This is a genomic window from Chitinophaga sp. HK235 (assembly GCF_018255755.1).
In the GTDB taxonomy this organism is placed as follows: Bacteria; Bacteroidota; Bacteroidia; order Chitinophagales; family Chitinophagaceae; genus Chitinophaga.
This window is the reverse complement of the sequence record NZ_CP073766.1, coordinates 8037313-8053371: the sequence shown is the minus strand read 5'-3', so window position 1 is coordinate 8053371 and position 16059 is coordinate 8037313. Positions and strand designations below refer to the sequence as shown.

The 16059-nt window shown below is 48.0% G+C and carries 11 protein-coding genes; 5 read left to right on the top strand and 6 right to left on the bottom strand.

Annotated features, from left to right (window positions below; translation table 11 throughout):
• Nucleotides 1–340 precede the first annotated feature (340 nt).
• The 4 genes from KD145_RS31095 to KD145_RS31080 all read right to left on the bottom strand — a co-directional run bounded on the left by KD145_RS31095 (nucleotide 341) and on the right by KD145_RS31080 (nucleotide 9047).
• Nucleotides 341–2962, bottom strand: coding sequence for a M1 family metallopeptidase (locus KD145_RS31095; RefSeq protein WP_249219671.1), 2622 nt, complete (start codon nucleotides 2960–2962; stop codon nucleotides 341–343).
• Between the two features lie 126 nt (nucleotides 2963–3088).
• The gene (locus tag KD145_RS31090) at nucleotides 3089–4540 is read right to left on the bottom strand and encodes a SusD/RagB family nutrient-binding outer membrane lipoprotein (protein ID WP_212003679.1); all 1452 of its coding nucleotides are present in this window, start codon (nucleotides 4538–4540) and stop codon (nucleotides 3089–3091) included.
• A gap of 18 nt (nucleotides 4541–4558) precedes the next feature.
• Nucleotides 4559–8008, bottom strand: a complete 3450-nt coding sequence (locus KD145_RS31085; RefSeq protein ID WP_212003678.1) for a SusC/RagA family TonB-linked outer membrane protein — start codon at nucleotides 8006–8008, stop codon at nucleotides 4559–4561.
• A gap of 94 nt (nucleotides 8009–8102) precedes the next feature.
• A complete protein-coding gene (locus KD145_RS31080; RefSeq protein WP_212003677.1) occupies nucleotides 8103–9047 on the bottom strand; it encodes a FecR family protein in 945 nt (314 codons plus the stop codon).
• Between the two features lie 175 nt (nucleotides 9048–9222).
• Here KD145_RS31080 and KD145_RS31075 point away from each other — a divergent pair, with 175 nt between their 5' ends.
• Complete coding sequence (locus KD145_RS31075) at nucleotides 9223–9720, top strand: RNA polymerase sigma factor (protein WP_212003676.1); 498 nt, start codon at nucleotides 9223–9225, stop codon at nucleotides 9718–9720.
• Between the two features lie 3 nt (nucleotides 9721–9723).
• Here KD145_RS31075 and KD145_RS31070 read toward each other — a convergent pair whose 3' ends face one another.
• Nucleotides 9724–10296 (bottom strand): HdeD family acid-resistance protein, encoded by a 573-nt coding sequence (locus tag KD145_RS31070; RefSeq protein WP_212003675.1) that lies wholly within the window; start codon nucleotides 10294–10296, stop codon nucleotides 9724–9726.
• 169 nt (nucleotides 10297–10465) lie between these two features.
• Here KD145_RS31070 and KD145_RS31065 point away from each other — a divergent pair, with 169 nt between their 5' ends.
• On the top strand, nucleotides 10466–11386 hold the full coding sequence (locus KD145_RS31065) for an acyl-CoA desaturase (RefSeq protein ID WP_212003674.1): 921 nt from the start codon (nucleotides 10466–10468) through the stop codon (nucleotides 11384–11386).
• 114 nt (nucleotides 11387–11500) lie between these two features.
• Nucleotides 11501–12499, top strand: a complete 999-nt coding sequence (mgrA, locus tag KD145_RS31060) for an L-glyceraldehyde 3-phosphate reductase (RefSeq protein ID WP_212003673.1) — start codon at nucleotides 11501–11503, stop codon at nucleotides 12497–12499.
• A 224-nt stretch (nucleotides 12500–12723) separates the two neighbouring features.
• Here the strand turns inward: mgrA and KD145_RS31055 are convergent, their stop codons facing one another.
• A complete protein-coding gene (locus tag KD145_RS31055) occupies nucleotides 12724–13800 on the bottom strand; it encodes an NADH:flavin oxidoreductase/NADH oxidase (RefSeq protein ID WP_249219670.1) in 1077 nt (358 codons plus the stop codon).
• Nucleotides 13801–13954: 154 nt separating this feature from the next.
• Between KD145_RS31055 and KD145_RS31050 the strand changes: the two genes are divergently transcribed.
• Together KD145_RS31050 and KD145_RS31045 are read left to right on the top strand one after the other, a co-directional pair.
• The gene (locus tag KD145_RS31050; protein ID WP_212003672.1) at nucleotides 13955–15232 is read left to right on the top strand and encodes a hypothetical protein; all 1278 of its coding nucleotides are present in this window, start codon (nucleotides 13955–13957) and stop codon (nucleotides 15230–15232) included.
• Nucleotides 15233–15247: 15 nt separating this feature from the next.
• Nucleotides 15248–15979, top strand: coding sequence for a phytanoyl-CoA dioxygenase family protein (locus KD145_RS31045; RefSeq protein ID WP_212003671.1), 732 nt, complete (start codon nucleotides 15248–15250; stop codon nucleotides 15977–15979).
• Nucleotides 15980–16059: the final 80 nt, after the last annotated feature.

The window sequence follows — 16059 nt, the reverse complement described above, 5'->3', positions numbered from 1 at the left end:
CTGCTATTTAAACTTTTAAAACAGAAACATCATTATCAGTTCTAATAACTGAAAACAGGTCATCCAATGCAAATACTATCCAAGAAAGAAAGAGAGGCGATAAAAAAGTAGTCAGCAAATAATAAGTTGCATTTATACCCCTATTAGAAAGAAAATAAAAAGTGAATGGCACCATCAGCACAAACGGGGCCAACAGGCATAGCAAAAAAATCCGGAAACCACGGGTATAGTTATACGCTTGTTGCATAGGGAAAATTACTTCAAAAAAAATCCGATAGCAAGTATACAAATATAATGGAATTATCTTCGTATACCCGCTACCGGACCCGCGAACAGTTACCTAGAGCTTAAAAAGCTCGTCACTCATATTACCATTTATAACAGCTTTCAGGATCTTTGTATTGGACTCAAAGCTATTGATAGTAGTTCTGGAACGGAAAGGAAACTGTATACCACTTACCTCGCGGTATTCCAGATAATCAGTTACCGCATTGTTACCCGGCGCTCCCTCCTGCCCGCTCAGGCTTACGGAACGCACCTTTAGGCCTGTTTTAGTATCGTAGTAATTTTTCAGCAGAATACCGTTAGGCGTAGCAATGGTGATCACGTACGCCTCTTCGTCATTGACAGATTCTGTAAGCGGTGACAGTTCTATCTTCACGCCATCCGGCACTTCCTGGTATGCAACTTCTGCGAACAGCAGGTTTTTGTCTTTCACCCCGCCTTTGTCTGTGGCTGTTAAAGCCAGTTCTTTTCCCATCGTCCATACTTTCACGGAGTCGCCTTTGATAACTGTTTTTTTGATGACCTTATTGATTGCTGGAGCAAACACTTCCTGCCAGAAACTGCCCGGCTGTTTATATCGGGTTTTGATCTCCGACTGTGGTGTGCCCATAATATCACTTGCTGCTTCTATATAGAGATCTTTGACGTTCTTCAGTTTATCCTTGCCGCCAATAGCCTGGATATACTTTTCCAGTACAGAGGTAGTAGTAACGCCGGCTGGCACAGGCTTGCCGTTATCGGCTTTCCAGCTGTTGTTTCCGGGGTTAATATCCGGGAAGGCACCTTCAGGGTCTATTACTACGCTGGATAATTTCACCAGGGAAGGATGATGGTACACCCAGGTAGCACCACGCTGCCATATCTCTGCAGGTAGCTTTACGGTGTCCCGATGGCCGTTTTCATCTTTGATAGCCAGCAACACCGGCATTGGCAGTTGCTCCAGGTTCTGTAAGGTAATGAGTGCGCCTTTGGCAGGATCATTTTGTACATAGGTAACGCTTTTAATGGCCTGGTCCAGTTTCCAGGTATGGAAAAACCAGCCTCTCCAGAACCAGGACAGATCTTCGCCCGCAGCGTTTTCCATGGAACGGAAAAAGTCCCACGGCGTAGGATGTTTAAACGCCCAACGTTTGATATATTCCCGGAAGGCGTAATCAAAACGCTCATGACCCAGTATCTGATCCCTCAGCAGCTGCAGACCCAAAGCCGGCTTGTAGTAGGCTGCCACAGCATTGTAGCGGAGGTTGATCACATCTGGTGTGTTCATGATAGCTTCCGCATTACTCTGAAACATGGTGGTTGCCATCCGTTGCGCTGACTGTTCAACCTTAAACTCTCCTTTATTAAATTCCCTGGTGGCTATCCCATTAATAAAAGTGTTAAACCCTTCATCCATCCAGGCGTATTTACGTTCATTGGAGCCTACGATCATCGGGAACCAGTTATGTCCGAACTCATGATTGGTTACGCCCCACAGTTCGGCTTTGATAGCCTTCCAGCCGCAGAAAACAATGCCCGGATATTCCATCCCTCCTACTATACCAGCCACATTAGTGGCCACGGGATAGGTATATGGATACCATTCCCGGGAGTAATGTTCGATAGCACCTTTTACAAATTCAGTGGACCGGCTCCAGGCCTGGGGACCGGCTGATTCTGCAGGGTATACTGACTGCGCAAGGGATTTTTTTCCACCAGGGAGATTGATACGCGCAGCATCCCAGATGAAAGCGGCCGAGGCAGCCCAGGCCACATCACGGGATTCCTTACACGTAAAATGCCAGGTGCGGGTACCTTTAATTGTGTTGTCATGAAAAGCAGTGGTGTCGCGGATCATCACGGTAGCATCACTATTGCGTGCTTTGGCCAGCCGGGCGGCTTCTGTAGGATTCAGCACCTGCGCTTCGTTGATGAGGGCACCGGAACCGGCCACCAGCATATTAGCTGGTGCAGTGATGCTATATTCAAAGTTACCATACTCCAGGTAAAACTCTGATGCGCCCATATAGGGAATGTTATTCCAACCCAGCACATCATCGTATACCGCCATCCGGGGGTACCACTGGGCTATTTCGTATATCCATCCATGACGGGTGTTAAGCCGGCCGGTACGGTCTGTGCCATATTCGGGGATGGTATAGCTGTATTGTATTTTAAGCTGAATGCTGGTGCCGGTTTTTAATGCTTCTGCCAGCCTTACCTGCATACGGGTATCATTTACCTGGTAGTTGGCCGCCGTGCTTTTGCCATTGCTCAGCACCGTCACAGACTGCAATTCGAAGCCTGCAGTATTATGACGGTTGGCAAAACGATCGCCGGTAGCGGCTACTGTGGCCGTTCCCCGGGAATCTTCCCGGTAAATGTTCTGATCCATTTGCAACCAGAGGAAAGGAAGATGATCGGGACTGTTGTTTTTGTAGGTGATCAGCACAGTGCCCGAAAGGCGGTGCTGTAAGGTATCGAGTGTAACATCGATCTTGTAGTCGGCCACATTCTGCCAGTATTTGGGTCCTGGCTGTCCTCCTGCGCTCCGGTACTCGTTTCCGTTGGTAGGGTAAAATAAAGGAGAAAAAGCCTCATGCTGATCATAGCGGGAAACAGGCGCTGTTTGTGCAGTGCTCTGCTGCATTGCTCCGCAAGCCAACAGAGAAGCTAATACATAACTGTGTGATTTCATCTGGTTGCGATAATTAGATTTTGAAGTCGCTAAATATACACCAGAATCAATTTACAATCATTTAAATGCAAAACCTGAGCAGATAATGTTAATATCCGCTCAGGTTCTTCCACTATTTTATCATGATTATGGTTGTTGCCACCACACTTTGGTAGATATTTCATCTCCCCCCATGTGCTGTACTGCCGACTGATAATTAGCCGCATTGATCGTTTGTACGATAATGGGAAACTTCATGCGGGCAGGCATATTCATGCCGGCGATGATACCTTCTCCACGGGGCAATATCGGGAAGCCGGTGCGGCGGTATTCAAACCACTGCTGCATATCTGTAAAGAACAGGGCAAAATATTTCTGGGTAAGCACCTGCTCCGGCGTATTGTTGAAGCTGATACCCGGACGGGTCAGGAAGTCGGCCGGTACCGGTACTCCCCAGTAGGAAACAGCTGCTTTCACCCCATTTTCATAGGCCGTTTGTGCGTTACCGGTAGCATATCCTTTCATGATCGCTTCTGCCCGGATAAACTCCACTTCTGCATAAGTCATGATAGTACCGATCAGGTTGGACTTTTTCAGATCAACGTTCAGTGTGGCTGCTTTAATGCCGGAGATGCTGTCAAACTGCTCTGGTTTGTAGCCGCTGGGAATCCCCCTGTATACACCATCTTCTGCCTTTTTGCCCCAAACGGCCAGGCGTGGGTCGTTCCAGGAAAGCAACTTGTCAGCAAAGAAAGATGACAAGGCCCTGTCTCCGTTGAAATCATAGTCACGGAAGCTGAAGAAAGGATTCTGGAAAGGTTTGACGTTGGTATATTTCAATACGGCGGACTCGTCATTGCTGGTCATCACCGGATACTTGTCAGGCGCATTCAGCATCAGGCCCAGTTCCTGGCGGGCATCTGCTGATTTGTGTGCGATACGCATGAGCAAACGAAGACGGAGGGAATTACAGAGTTTTTTCCATTTGATGATGTTGGCAGGAACAGCAAAGCTGTTAAACAACAGATCATCGCCCTGTTCCAGACCTTTGCTGCCATTGGTCACAAAGAGCCTGTTGGCGGTATCCAGCTTATTGATCAGGTCGCGGTATACATCCTGCTGGGGATCAAACCTGTTCTGCAGCTGATTATCAGGATATCCGCGCAGGGCATCCTGGTAAGGAATATCTCCATAGATATCAGTCAGATGCTGGAACTGCCATGCCCACAGAGTCAGTGCAATAGCCTCGCTGTTGGGCTCTCCGGCCAGTTTGGCGGAGGCACGCATATCTTTTACGTTATTGAGCGTCAGGTAATAATTCTCCCAGGGATAATCAGATTCTGTGTTTTTGATAAAATACCGGTGCAGGTCTGTAGTAGAGATTTCAGTTACCGTCACCTGCATCAGCTCATTATTGATACGGTGGGATTCTCTCAGTCCTATGTTTACACCATCAAAAACAATCGCATTGAGGAAGTTACCCGCAGGCACCACTTTCAGGGTCTCCGGGTTATGCTGCATGTCCTCAAATTTTTTGGTACAGGCTACGCTGGTACACAATCCCAGTGCCACACCCATATAAACAAAATACTTTTTCATATATGCCTGTGTGTTAGATTAGAAGTTAAGTTTTACGTTGACACCCATGGTACGGGTAGAAGGGAACTGACCAGTTTCAAAACCAGGAACGATGGAAGAGCTGTTCAGTGTAGCTGTTTCCGGATCAAAAGCCGGGAAGTTGGACCATACAAAGAGCTCGCGGCCATAGAGGCTCACTGCAGCTCCTCTGATGAAGGAACGGCCAAACAGGCTGGCAGGTATGTTATAGCTCAGTACCATTTCACGCAGTTTGATATAGGATGCATCAAAGGTGTTGGACTCCACGTTGCTACGATCATAGTATGCATTGTAATATTGGTCCATGTTGGTCACCAGTACATTATTGGGCACATATTTACCGCTGGCATCCAGCATTACCCCTTCACCGATCAAACCATTATCACGGCCAGGCAGTGTTTCCTTGATTTTACCCTGTTCTGCCAGGATAGCATGGGTGAGGGAATAGATCTTACCACCTTTGCGCATGTCGAATAATACAGACAGGGAGAGATTTTTATAGGTAAACTGGTTGTTCAGGCCGCCTCTCCAGTCGGGGTTGGCATTGCCACGATAGGTAGCCTGTGAAGCGAGCTGGGCAAGGCCATTCTTGTACACGATCTGACCGTCCGGGCTACGTTCGAAGCCAATACCGTACAGTTCTCCGAGCGGATGGCCTTCTCTGGCTTCCAGCGTACCTCTGGGGCCTTCAGCGATGATCAGGGAGGTGCCTACTTCCGGATTCAGTTTGATCACCTCGTTACGGTTGCGGGACCAGTTGATGGTAGATTTCCACTGGAAGTTTTTCAGCTTCACCGGTGTTACATTGAGCATTACTTCCACACCCCTGTTTTCCACGATACCTACGTTGGCCAGCTGGTAGTCGTAACCGGTAGAGCGGTCGATGGGTACACTGGAAATCTGGTTGATAGCGCGCTGACGGTACCAGGTAACGTCAAAGCCTACACGGTTTTTAAAGAGGCGCCATTCAGTACCGAATTCCAGGGCATTGTTACGCTGCGGCTGCAGATTAGGGTTAGGGATAGTATTAGGATTGCTCATGCTGCCGGTGATAGAGCCGGCTTCGTAATCTTTTTCCAGTGAGTAGGTACCGAAGGGTGCGTCAAAACCTACGCTGGCGTACGACGTGCGCAGCTTAGCGAAAGATACGAATGCAGGCAGGTGAGCAAGTTCACTCAGCACAGCACTGGCAGCGATGGAAGGATAATAAAAAGTGTTGTTCTGTAAAGGCAATGTGCTGGACTGATCTCTACGGATTGTGACATCGAGGAACAGCTTATCTTTCCAGGAAGTATTTACAAAAGCATACAGACTGTTCACCTTTGCAACAGGGCGCTCAGAGCTGGAGGCTACCGGATCTTTACTGTTGGCCAGGTTGTACACACCTATAGCAGCCAGTTTATCGGCGCGCTGGTTGGTATAATAACGACGCTGGTTTCTGACGTTGCCGCCTACGCTGGCGATGATGTTAAAGTCAGCACCGATGTTTTTATTGTAACGCAGCAGGAAGTCGTTGTTGTTTTCGTAGTTCATCACGGTTTGCTGGCGGTACATACCATCCTGGAACTTCTGGGTGTTTTTGGGACGACGCTGGTTGCGGAACTCATAGCCCATATCGAGGCCACTGCGCAGCATCAGCTCCAGGTTGTCCAGTATTTTGTATTTCGCCATCACGTTGCCGGTGAGGTTGTGACGGTTGGAAGCGTTGATCATTTCATTAACGATCAGGTATGGGTTATCAATCAATGAGCTGAAAGGATGGTTCTGCTCTATGCCTTCCCTGCCTGGCTTCCAGTAAGGTTTGTACCAGTTGAGGTCGACGTTTGGATTCTGGAAATTGATAAAGTAGGCAACAGACTGGTTATTGTACCCGGTGTTGGGCAGGTTGTCGGCCACTTTGTTCGTATAGTCTACCTTGGTAGACAGGGATATTTTTTTGCTTACCTGTGTATTACCGGAGAAAGACACGGAGTAGCGGTTGTAGCCGGTATTAGGCATGATCCACTCGTTCTTCATCTGGGTAAAACTGAGGCGCATATCTCCTTTATCATTGCTGCCGGACACGGCTACCGTATTGGTATTGGTGAAACCGGTACGGAAGAAGTCTTTACGGTTGTTTTTATAAGGTACCCATGGCGTACGTTCTGTTCTTACACCGTTGGCATCCATGGGGGAGTTGAACTGGAAGTAAGACTGTCCGTCGAACTTAGGTCCCCAGGAGGAGCTGGTGGAAGCTGTATTGGCGCCATCAGCGGTTTTACCGTAGGAATAATATTTGGCGTTGTTGGTGCCCTGACCGTATTCATACTGGTAGTCGGGCCAGTTGTTGATCTGATCGATAGCGACGTTGCTGCTAACGGTCACGCCCATACCTTTTGTATTGCGGGAGCCGTTTTTGGTGGTGATGATGATGGCACCGCCGGCACCGCGTGCACCATAGAGGGCGGCAGCACTGGGGCCTTTCAGTACGTTGATGGACTCGATATCATCGGGGTTGATATCTGTGAGGGCCGATCCGAAGTCGATCGGGCTGTCGTTGCCGAGGTAGCCCTGGTGGCCGGTTCCATTGAATGATTTATTCACGATCACACCATCTACCACGAGGATGGCTTCACCACCCTGGCCATCGAGGATACTTTCTCCGCGGAGTACCACGCGGCTGCTACCCATAGGGCCGCCAGCCTTGGTGATGTTAAGACCCGCTACCTTACCAGACAGCGCATTCACGAAACCGTTGGTAGGTGCGGCACTCACGGCGCTGCCATCCAGTTTCTGGGTGGCAAAGCCAAGGCTCTTCTGCTCACGGGAGATACCCAGGGCGGTAACTACTACCCCGTTTAGTTCGCGGCTGTTTTGTTTCATGGTGATCTTTACCACGTCTTCTTTGCCGGTCACTTCATATTTTTCTGCAGTGAAGCCCATGTATGAAAAAGAGAGAATGGTGCCGGGCACTGTTTTTACGGTGAACACACCGGCAGCATCAGTGGTACCGAGCATTTTTCCATGGTTGTCCAGGATGCTTACGCCAGGAAGTGGCGTATTGGCATCGTCGGTCACCTTACCCTGCAGCACCAGTTTGTCAGCAGCAGGGGCAACAGCAGCGGGGCTGTACTTTACAGACACCTGATTACCTTCCAGGAGGAACTGCAGGCCGTAATTTTTTTGCAGATACTCCAACGCAGCTTTTACACTGGACTGATGAAAGTTAATCCTGTCTACTTTCACTTTCTCCAGTGTTTGTTGCTGATAGGAGAAATGGTACCCAGGCGCTTGCTTTTGCAGGCTGGCCACCACCATGGCCAGGTTTGAGCCGCGCAGGTCCATCTGGATGGCCTGAGCTTGTGCCTGTGCACTCATTACAGCTACCAGTGCCAATGACCAGCAACCCATCTTTGCGCGGTATTGCCATCCTGATACTGGTTGGAACCACCGTTGCAGATTCTTTTTCATACTGTTGTTTTGACGTTTTGTTTTGCTTTACAGGAATAAATAGTTCCCTTTACACCGCCAGAGGCGATGTATCACATGATGCGGGTAAATTTTTTTATTTTATGAAGATGCTATCCTTCTTTTGCTGAAAGTCCAGTTCCCAGATGAAAGCCAGGTGCTGTAATACTTTCGGCAGATCGTTGGCCGGGAAAACAGCAGTCACTGTCTGCTGTTGTGGTTTACCGGTATAAATAAAATGCAATCCATATGTATTCTCCAGTTGCAGTAATACATCTTTAAAAGGTGTATTGATGAAGTTCAGCTGTCCTTTACGCCAGCTGTCGGCCTGTCCGGCAGCCAGTTGTGTGATCGTTGTATGATGTGTTTGTTTGTTGAATACAAGTAATTGACCGGGAACGAGGATCTTTTCTCCGGAGATACTATCGCAGGTAACGCCGATCTTTCCGCTCTGCAGGGCCACTCTGGTTTCACCAGCTGCGGGCAATGCGTTCACATTAAAAGCAGTACCGTATACCCTGGCCGTAGTGCTGCCTGCCTGTACAATGAAGGGACGGTTGGCGTCGGGACTGATTTCAAAAAATGCTTCTCCACTCAGCTGTACCTGTCTGTCTTTTTTGTTGTAAGCCGACGAATAACGAACCACCGCATGCCGGTTGAGCGTTACCACCGAAGCATCCGGCAGCTTCACGGATTGTATGGCTGCGCTGTCATTACGTACTTCCGTCCAGGTTAGTTGCGCTGGCACAGTGGAAGCAAACATCCACCAGCAGGTAACTGCTACAGCTGTCATACAAGCAGCAGCTACGGCTAGTTTCAGCCAGCGCACCTTTCCGCTTTTCACCGGAGCCATGGCTATCACCTGGCTGGCCAGCCGACGGCGCTCTTCGTCGGAAGAAGTAATACTGATGGTATCCCAGTGCTCGTCCATAAAGCGGTCAATCCACTCAGTCCCCTGCTGGTCCAGCCATTGCTGCACCTGTCCGGCCTCTTCACCGGTACAACGCCCCTGGAAATATTTTATGATCAGTTCCTTGTTCATGTTTCGTATAGTGTTTCACGATAGGCTATCTAAAAAGCAGCCGTTGAAGAAACAACGTTTGATAAATACACGTATCTTCCGGAAAATACCTGTACAAAAATATCGGGCTTAACAATTTGTTAATCTTGGGGCCGGAATCACACACTTAATTTTGCAAAACAAAAACAATACGTCATTGGCAAACCAACAGGAAGAAAGGCTGCAGCGGATAATAGACCAGACCTATGACAAACTTTTTGGAGTGCTGTTTGCACTTTGCAAAGACAATGACCTGTGTGCAGACCTTGTACAGCAGGCCTATATCAAAATATGGGAACACCTGGACAACATCAGGGACGATGAAAAAGTAATGGCATTACTTAAAGTATATGGCAGAAACCTTTTCCTGGACGAGTTACGCAAGAAAGCACGCCAGGAACAGGCTTTATCACAATATACACCGGAGAGCACCACCCCTTCCCCGGAGGAGAAACTAATAGAAAAGGAACTGCAGCGGAAATTACAAGTAACCATCAACAAACTACCTGCACAACAACAGCAGATCTTCCGGATGCATAAGGAACAGGCATTCAGCTACCGACAGATCTCCTCCCGCCTGGACATCACTACAGGCACTATAGAAACACAGATGAACAGGGCATTGAAATTTTTGAGAAAGGAACTGGGCAAATGATTATCATGCTGAGTGGAACAGCTTCTTCATATGTTTTAACCGGAAAGCAAAAACGATACTCAGCACTCCCGTGATCCAGAAAGCTACTGCCATGATCCCCAGGATAGTAGCTACCCCCAGGGCAGGATTATCAAGGATCGCCACGGAAATCATAATCAAAAGAATACCACCTACCAGTACCCAGCCCCAGTTGGGGATTTTATCGGAGCTCAGTGCAATGGCGAACACAATAAGACTGATTCCTTTAAACATAAACCAGAAAGCCAGAAATATAGGTAACACCGCCATACTGATAGTAGGATATAACATGAGTATAAAACCGATGATCACATCGAAAATGCCGGATGCCAGCGACCAACCCCAGCCATGCATGGTATTACGGTTACCCGTTGCAAAAATGATTTCAAATACTCCTGTCACGAATAAGGTTACACTAAAAAAAATACTCAGCAGCAAATAGCTGCTGAAAGGATTGTTGAAAACAATAAAGCCCGCAATAATAAAGATGATACCATTGAGCAGATAGAGCCACCAGTACTTTACATTATTACGGATGGCCGACAGGACCTGTGACATATATTGATTTTATTTTATTGTTATAAAATGATGACAATCTATATCTTCCTAACACCTGGGTCTATAAAAAGTTCGGGTAGCATTCTGGGTTTGGCAGGTGAAATGCCCTAACTTTGTCAAAATGATTTAAATCATAAATTTAATACAAGACGGAAACTATATTTGCAGAATGAATAAGGCGATCAAGCAAGACAGAAAATCACCTAACTGGTGGCATCAAGTGGACTTCCTGGGAATTCATGCTATTCCTTTACTGGCATTTTTTACTGGCACCACAGCATTTGACTGGATATTATGTGGAGCACTGTATGTAGTGCGTATGTTTTTTGTTACGGCCGGCTATCACCGGTATTTCTCCCATCGTGCTTTTAAAACATCGCGGTTCTTTCAATTTATTCTGGCCGGCGGCGCACAGAGCAGCTTGCAGAAAGGAGCCCTCTGGTGGTCAGCCAATCACCGCATTCACCACAAACACAGCGACACACCTGAAGATCCGCACTCTGCCAATATTTATGGCATCTGGTATGCGCACATCGGCTGGATCATGGGACCGGAATACAAACCTACCCGTTTTGATCTGATCAAAGATCATAAAGCCAAGGAACTGTTCTGGCTCAACAAATACCACATGATACCTGCGATCGTCTTAATGGTGGCAGTGTATTTTGTAGGAAATAAAGTAAATGGCACCGGTTGGTTTGACTGGACAGCTGGATTGTCTACCCTGCTGATAGGCTTCTTCGCCAGCACTGTATTCCTGTATCACGGTACCTTTACCATCAACTCGCTCATGCACAAAATCGGCAAGCAGCGTTATTATACCGGCGATCAGTCCCGTAATAGCCTTGTCCTGGCGCTGGTTACACTGGGCGAAGGCTGGCACAACAACCACCACTACTATCAGAGCGCTGCACGTCAGGGTTTCTACTGGTGGGAAATTGATATCAGCTACTATGTGATCAAAACACTGGGCTGGTTAGGTATTGTATGGGACATCCGCCCTGTACCTGCCAAAGTACAAAACAGCAACAAGCTGAAAGATATGCAGGCAGGCCAGGTGCCGGTAGCAGTACCTGAATTGCAGGACTAAAAAATAATCATCGATAAAAAGGGAAGACCGAAGCGGAACAACAGCTTCGGTCTTCCCTTTTTATTGTAATTCACAATTGATTATTATCTTGTCCCCCTGAAAAAATAAATATCCATGCAATACACACCCGCAACAGACAGATATGATGCCATGATCTATAACCGCTGCGGCAGGAGCGGCCTCCAGCTCCCGGCTGTATCACTGGGGTTATGGCATAACTTCGGTTCTATCGATAATTACGAGAACGGCCGGAGTATTATCCGTCGCGCCTTCGATAAAGGCATTACCCACTTCGACCTGGCCAACAACTACGGACCGATGCCCGGCAGCGCAGAAGAGAACTTCGGCCGCATCCTGAAACAGGACTTTACCGGCCACCTGCGGGACGAGCTGATCATCTCCACCAAAGCCGGCTACCTCATGTGGCCCGGCCCCTATGGCGACAAAGGCTCCCGTAAATATCTCATCTCCAGCCTCGACCAAAGCCTCCGCCGTATGCAGCTGGATTATGTAGACATTTTCTATTCCCACCGCCCGGACCCGGAAACACCCATAGAAGAAACCATGGGTGCATTGCACAGCATCGTACAACAGGGTAAAGCCCTCTACGTAGGCCTCTCCAATTATACCGCCCAACAAACCCAACAGGCCGTAGCCGTGCTGAAAGAGCTGGGCACACCCTGCCTCATCCATCAGCCTAAATACAGCATGTTTGAAAGATGGGTAGAAGACGGCCTGCTGGACGTACTGGAAACTAACGGCATCGGCTGTATTCCTTTTTCGCCACTGGCACAGGGCCTGCTCACCGACCGCTATCTCGACGGTATCCCCGCAGGATCCCGTGCCAGCAAGCCCAGTGGCTTCCTGCAGGAACACGAAGTATCACAGGAGAAAATTGATAAAATAAGAAAGCTGCATATACTGGCATTACAAAGAGGACAGTCACTCGCCCAGATGGCCCTGGCATGGATCCTGAAAGACAAACGTATTACTACCGTACTGATCGGCGCCAGCTCTGTTGCACAACTGGACAATAATCTCGATACGCTCAAAAACACGCATTTCGACAACGACGAGCTCGAAAAAATCGAATCCATTTTGTCCCAGGGCTGAAGCCCTGGGCTAAATTAGTTTAGAATTAATTAGGGGGTTTAGGATTTAATGGGAGATTTTCTTTAAAAAAAGTCATTCAGTTTAGCCAAAATAAAAGGCCCGGGGCCATGATAGTAACGTAAGAATAATAGTAATTGGTTTAGGATTAATTGGAGGTTTTTCTTTAAAAAAGCCATTCAACTAATCCTAAACCAATATAGCCCAGGGCTTCAGCCCTGGGATTTTTATTTTCGGGGTTTAGCTCTTTCGTATTGCAGGGGCCATTTGACGGAATCGTCTCCCAGCTGGTGGGCTGCCCGCAGGGGGAAGTACGGATCTCTCAGCAGTTCCCGCGCCAGCAGCACCAGGTCAGCACGGCCGCCGGCAATGATGGACTCTGCTTCAGCCGGGGTGGTGATAAGTCCTACAGCACCGGTGGCAATGCCCGCTTCCCGGCGGACTTTTTCGGCGAAAGGTGTTTGATAAAGGGGACCCAGCTCAATTTTCTGGTAGGGTACCAGGCCGCCAGAAGAACAGTCTATCAGGTCTACTCCTTCTTCTTTCAGGAGCGTAGCCAGCCGAACGGATTCATCGGGATTCCAGCCATTGGCAGCCCAATCTGTGGCGGATATACGTACCAGCAGTGGCAGATCCTGAGGCCATACAGCCCTTACTGATTCCACTGTCTGTAATAGCAGGCGCACCCTGTTTTCAAAGGAACCACCGTATTCATCTGTTCGTTGATTACTTAGGGGAGATAAAAAACTATGCAGCAGATAACCATGTGCAGCATGGATCTCCACTACCTTAAAACCAGCCTGTAATGCCCGCAGGGCAGCTTTTCTGAAGTCGTTGAGCACCTTCAGTATACCTTCCTGGGAAAGGGCTACCGGTATAGGATATACGTCGTTGAAAGGGATAGCACTGGGCCCATACGCCTCCCAGCCTCCATCGGCAATAGCTATTTTGCCACTACCCTCCCACGGTCTTACAGTACTGGCTTTCCTGCCGGCATGTGCCAGCTGCATGCCAGGTACAGCACCCTGGCCAGTAATAAACTGTGCTATGCGTTGCAGCATCACCATATGTTCATCTTTCCAGATGCCCAGGTCCTGAGGAGAGATACGACCTTCCGGCGAAACAGCGGCTGCTTCTGTCATCACCAGCCCCGCCCCTCCTACCGCGCGGCTCCCCAGATGCACCAGGTGCCAGTCATTCGCAAATCCGTCCGTAGATGAATACTCACACATCGGAGATACCGCTATACGGTTGCGCAGCGTTACCGTCCTCAGCTGCAAAGGAGTAAACAAATGTACCATCATGCTCACTTTTAAGTACTTTAAAAATAAGGCATTATCTGTTTATAACCAGCTGGTATATACGAATGTTTATCTTATCAGGTCGGTTAAAGATATCTTAAACACGTTGGCATCTGCGACATTTTTTGCGTAATTCGTTGCCATACCAATTATCCATATGCCCGCGTTCACTGATAACAACAAGCCCTGGCCCCTCATCCGGCTGCTGCTCTTTCGTTTTTTTGCCACTTATCTCCTTTTGTACCATTTCTCCGATTTATCCAGGATGATTTTATCAGGAAACTGGTGGGATACCGCAGTAACCTGGGCCGGAAAACTACTGATCCGGCGATCGTATGAAATCGAATACTGGCCTGCAGGCAGTGGAGATACTACCTTCAATTATCTCCAGCTGTTCTGTCTGTTGATCCTTACCCTGATCATCAACTGCATCTGGTGGGCCATCGACCATAAAAGAAAAAACGATGACAAAGCACAATACTGGATCATGACCCTGCTTCGTTACCAGCTGGTCTATGTTATGTTTGTGTACGGCATTGTGAAAGTAATTCCATCCCAGTTTCCTTTTCCCTTGTTATATAAACTGGACCAGCCATTTGGAGAAAGTTCCCCTATGGGGCTGGCCTGGACTTTTATGGGCGCATCACCCGGCTATACTATTTTCTCCGGTATAGCCGAATGCATAGCAGGGCTTTTCCTTTTGTTCCGGCGTACGCGGCTGTTTGGTGCCCTGCTATGCATGATTGTGATGGGCAATGTGATGGCCCTGAATTTCTTTTATGATATCTGTGTAAAACTTTTTTCCACCCATCTGTTTATATCAGCTTTGTTCCTGATCACGCCAGATCTCAGCAGAATGGGACGTTTTTTCTTTCTGCACCAACCAGTGGAACATGCTAACCTTTATCGTCCCATGTACAGGAAAAAATGGTTACGTTACGTGCATATAGGCACCAAATACAGCGTTATTACCGGGCTACTCTATTATCTGGTAGCAACGGGATTCTACCAACATCGCTTTCAGCAAAAATCCACCTCCATAGGACCACTCTATGGTAGTTATGAAGTGGTATCGTATAACCGTATTTCTGGTCCTGCTGATTCCAAACTGTTACACCCTACTACACCTTCTCCCCAATGGAAAAACATTTATTTCGAGAAAGGGAACATGCTGCTTATCAAGGATACAACCGGAGATATAGCAGGGGCAAATGTTGTGATAGATACCCTTTTGCATAAGGTAAACTGGAGAATGGATAAAGACAGCGATTCCACCCGTATGCAGTATACCATACCACAAGGAAATCAGCTGGTATTACAGGGACATATTGCCGGCTACTCTGTACAACTTACCCTGCGAAAAAAAGATACGGATCATTACCTGCTTGTGAACCGGGGCTTCCATTGGGTCAATGAAGTCGGTTTGAACAAGTAAGCTGTATATTTGAAGATGCACGATTTAACCATACACCGGCAAAGACTGGCTAGCCACGGCTATACGATTATTGAAGATGTATTCACCCATGAGGAAGCAGACCATTTGTTGCAACTGATTGAACAGGCAGATACAGGACAAGCAGTATTCCGGAAAACCACTGACCTTTTTGCTATCCGCCGGCTGCTACAATCGGTGCCGGGTATCCGTCAGGCATTGTTTGTACCAACGCTGAAGACTATTATTCAAACGATTTTTGGTGAAGATTATGTGCCAGTGAAATCCATCTATTTCGACAAACCGGGACAATCCAACTGGTTTGTAGCCTGGCATCAGGACCTGACCATTTCCGTTAAGGATAAAATTCCGGTAGCGGGTTTTGGTCCCTGGACCGTTAAACAGGACCAGTATGCGGTACAACCGCCTGTTGCACTGCTGGAAAATATATACACTATACGGCTGCACCTTGATGATACTGATGAGCACAACGGAGCATTGAAAGTAATTCCAGGTTCCCATCTTCAGGGTATCGTACGCCCTGATACCCTTGATCTGACAGCCACTCCGGACACCAGCTGCCATGTCCGTAAAGGTGGCGTTATGATCATGCGCCCACTGCTGATGCATGCTTCTTCCCGTAGCACCAACGGCCATAACCGGCGGGTGGTACATATAGAGTTCTCCAACAATAGCTTGCCGGAAGGGCTTACCTGGGCAGAACAATCATCAATCACAAGTGCAAATTAGGATTCGCACATGAAGCGAAGATGAAGATAAATAGTTGTTGTCTTTCATCTTCGCTTCATGTGCGAATCTTAATTTGCAGC

Bases quoted from the DNA above. Each gene is read 5' to 3' on its own strand.
- KD145_RS31045 (WP_212003671.1), top strand. From the start codon at position 15,248: ATGCACGATTTAACCATACACCGGCAAAGACTGGCTAGCCACGGCTAT.
- KD145_RS31070 (WP_212003675.1), bottom strand. From the start codon at position 10,296: ATGTCACAGGTCCTGTCGGCCATCCGTAATAATGTAAAGTACTGGTGG.
- KD145_RS31080 (WP_212003677.1), bottom strand. From the start codon at position 9,047: ATGAACAAGGAACTGATCATAAAATATTTCCAGGGGCGTTGTACCGGT.
- KD145_RS31085 (WP_212003678.1), bottom strand. From the start codon at position 8,008: ATGAAAAAGAATCTGCAACGGTGGTTCCAACCAGTATCAGGATGGCAA.
- KD145_RS31065 (WP_212003674.1), top strand. From the start codon at position 10,466: ATGAATAAGGCGATCAAGCAAGACAGAAAATCACCTAACTGGTGGCAT.
- mgrA (WP_212003673.1), top strand. From the start codon at position 11,501: ATGCAATACACACCCGCAACAGACAGATATGATGCCATGATCTATAAC.
- KD145_RS31050 (WP_212003672.1), top strand. From the start codon at position 13,955: ATGCCCGCGTTCACTGATAACAACAAGCCCTGGCCCCTCATCCGGCTG.
- KD145_RS31090 (WP_212003679.1), bottom strand. From the start codon at position 4,540: ATGAAAAAGTATTTTGTTTATATGGGTGTGGCACTGGGATTGTGTACC.
- KD145_RS31055 (WP_249219670.1), bottom strand. From the start codon at position 13,800: ATGATGGTACATTTGTTTACTCCTTTGCAGCTGAGGACGGTAACGCTG.
- KD145_RS31095 (WP_249219671.1), bottom strand. From the start codon at position 2,962: ATGAAATCACACAGTTATGTATTAGCTTCTCTGTTGGCTTGCGGAGCA.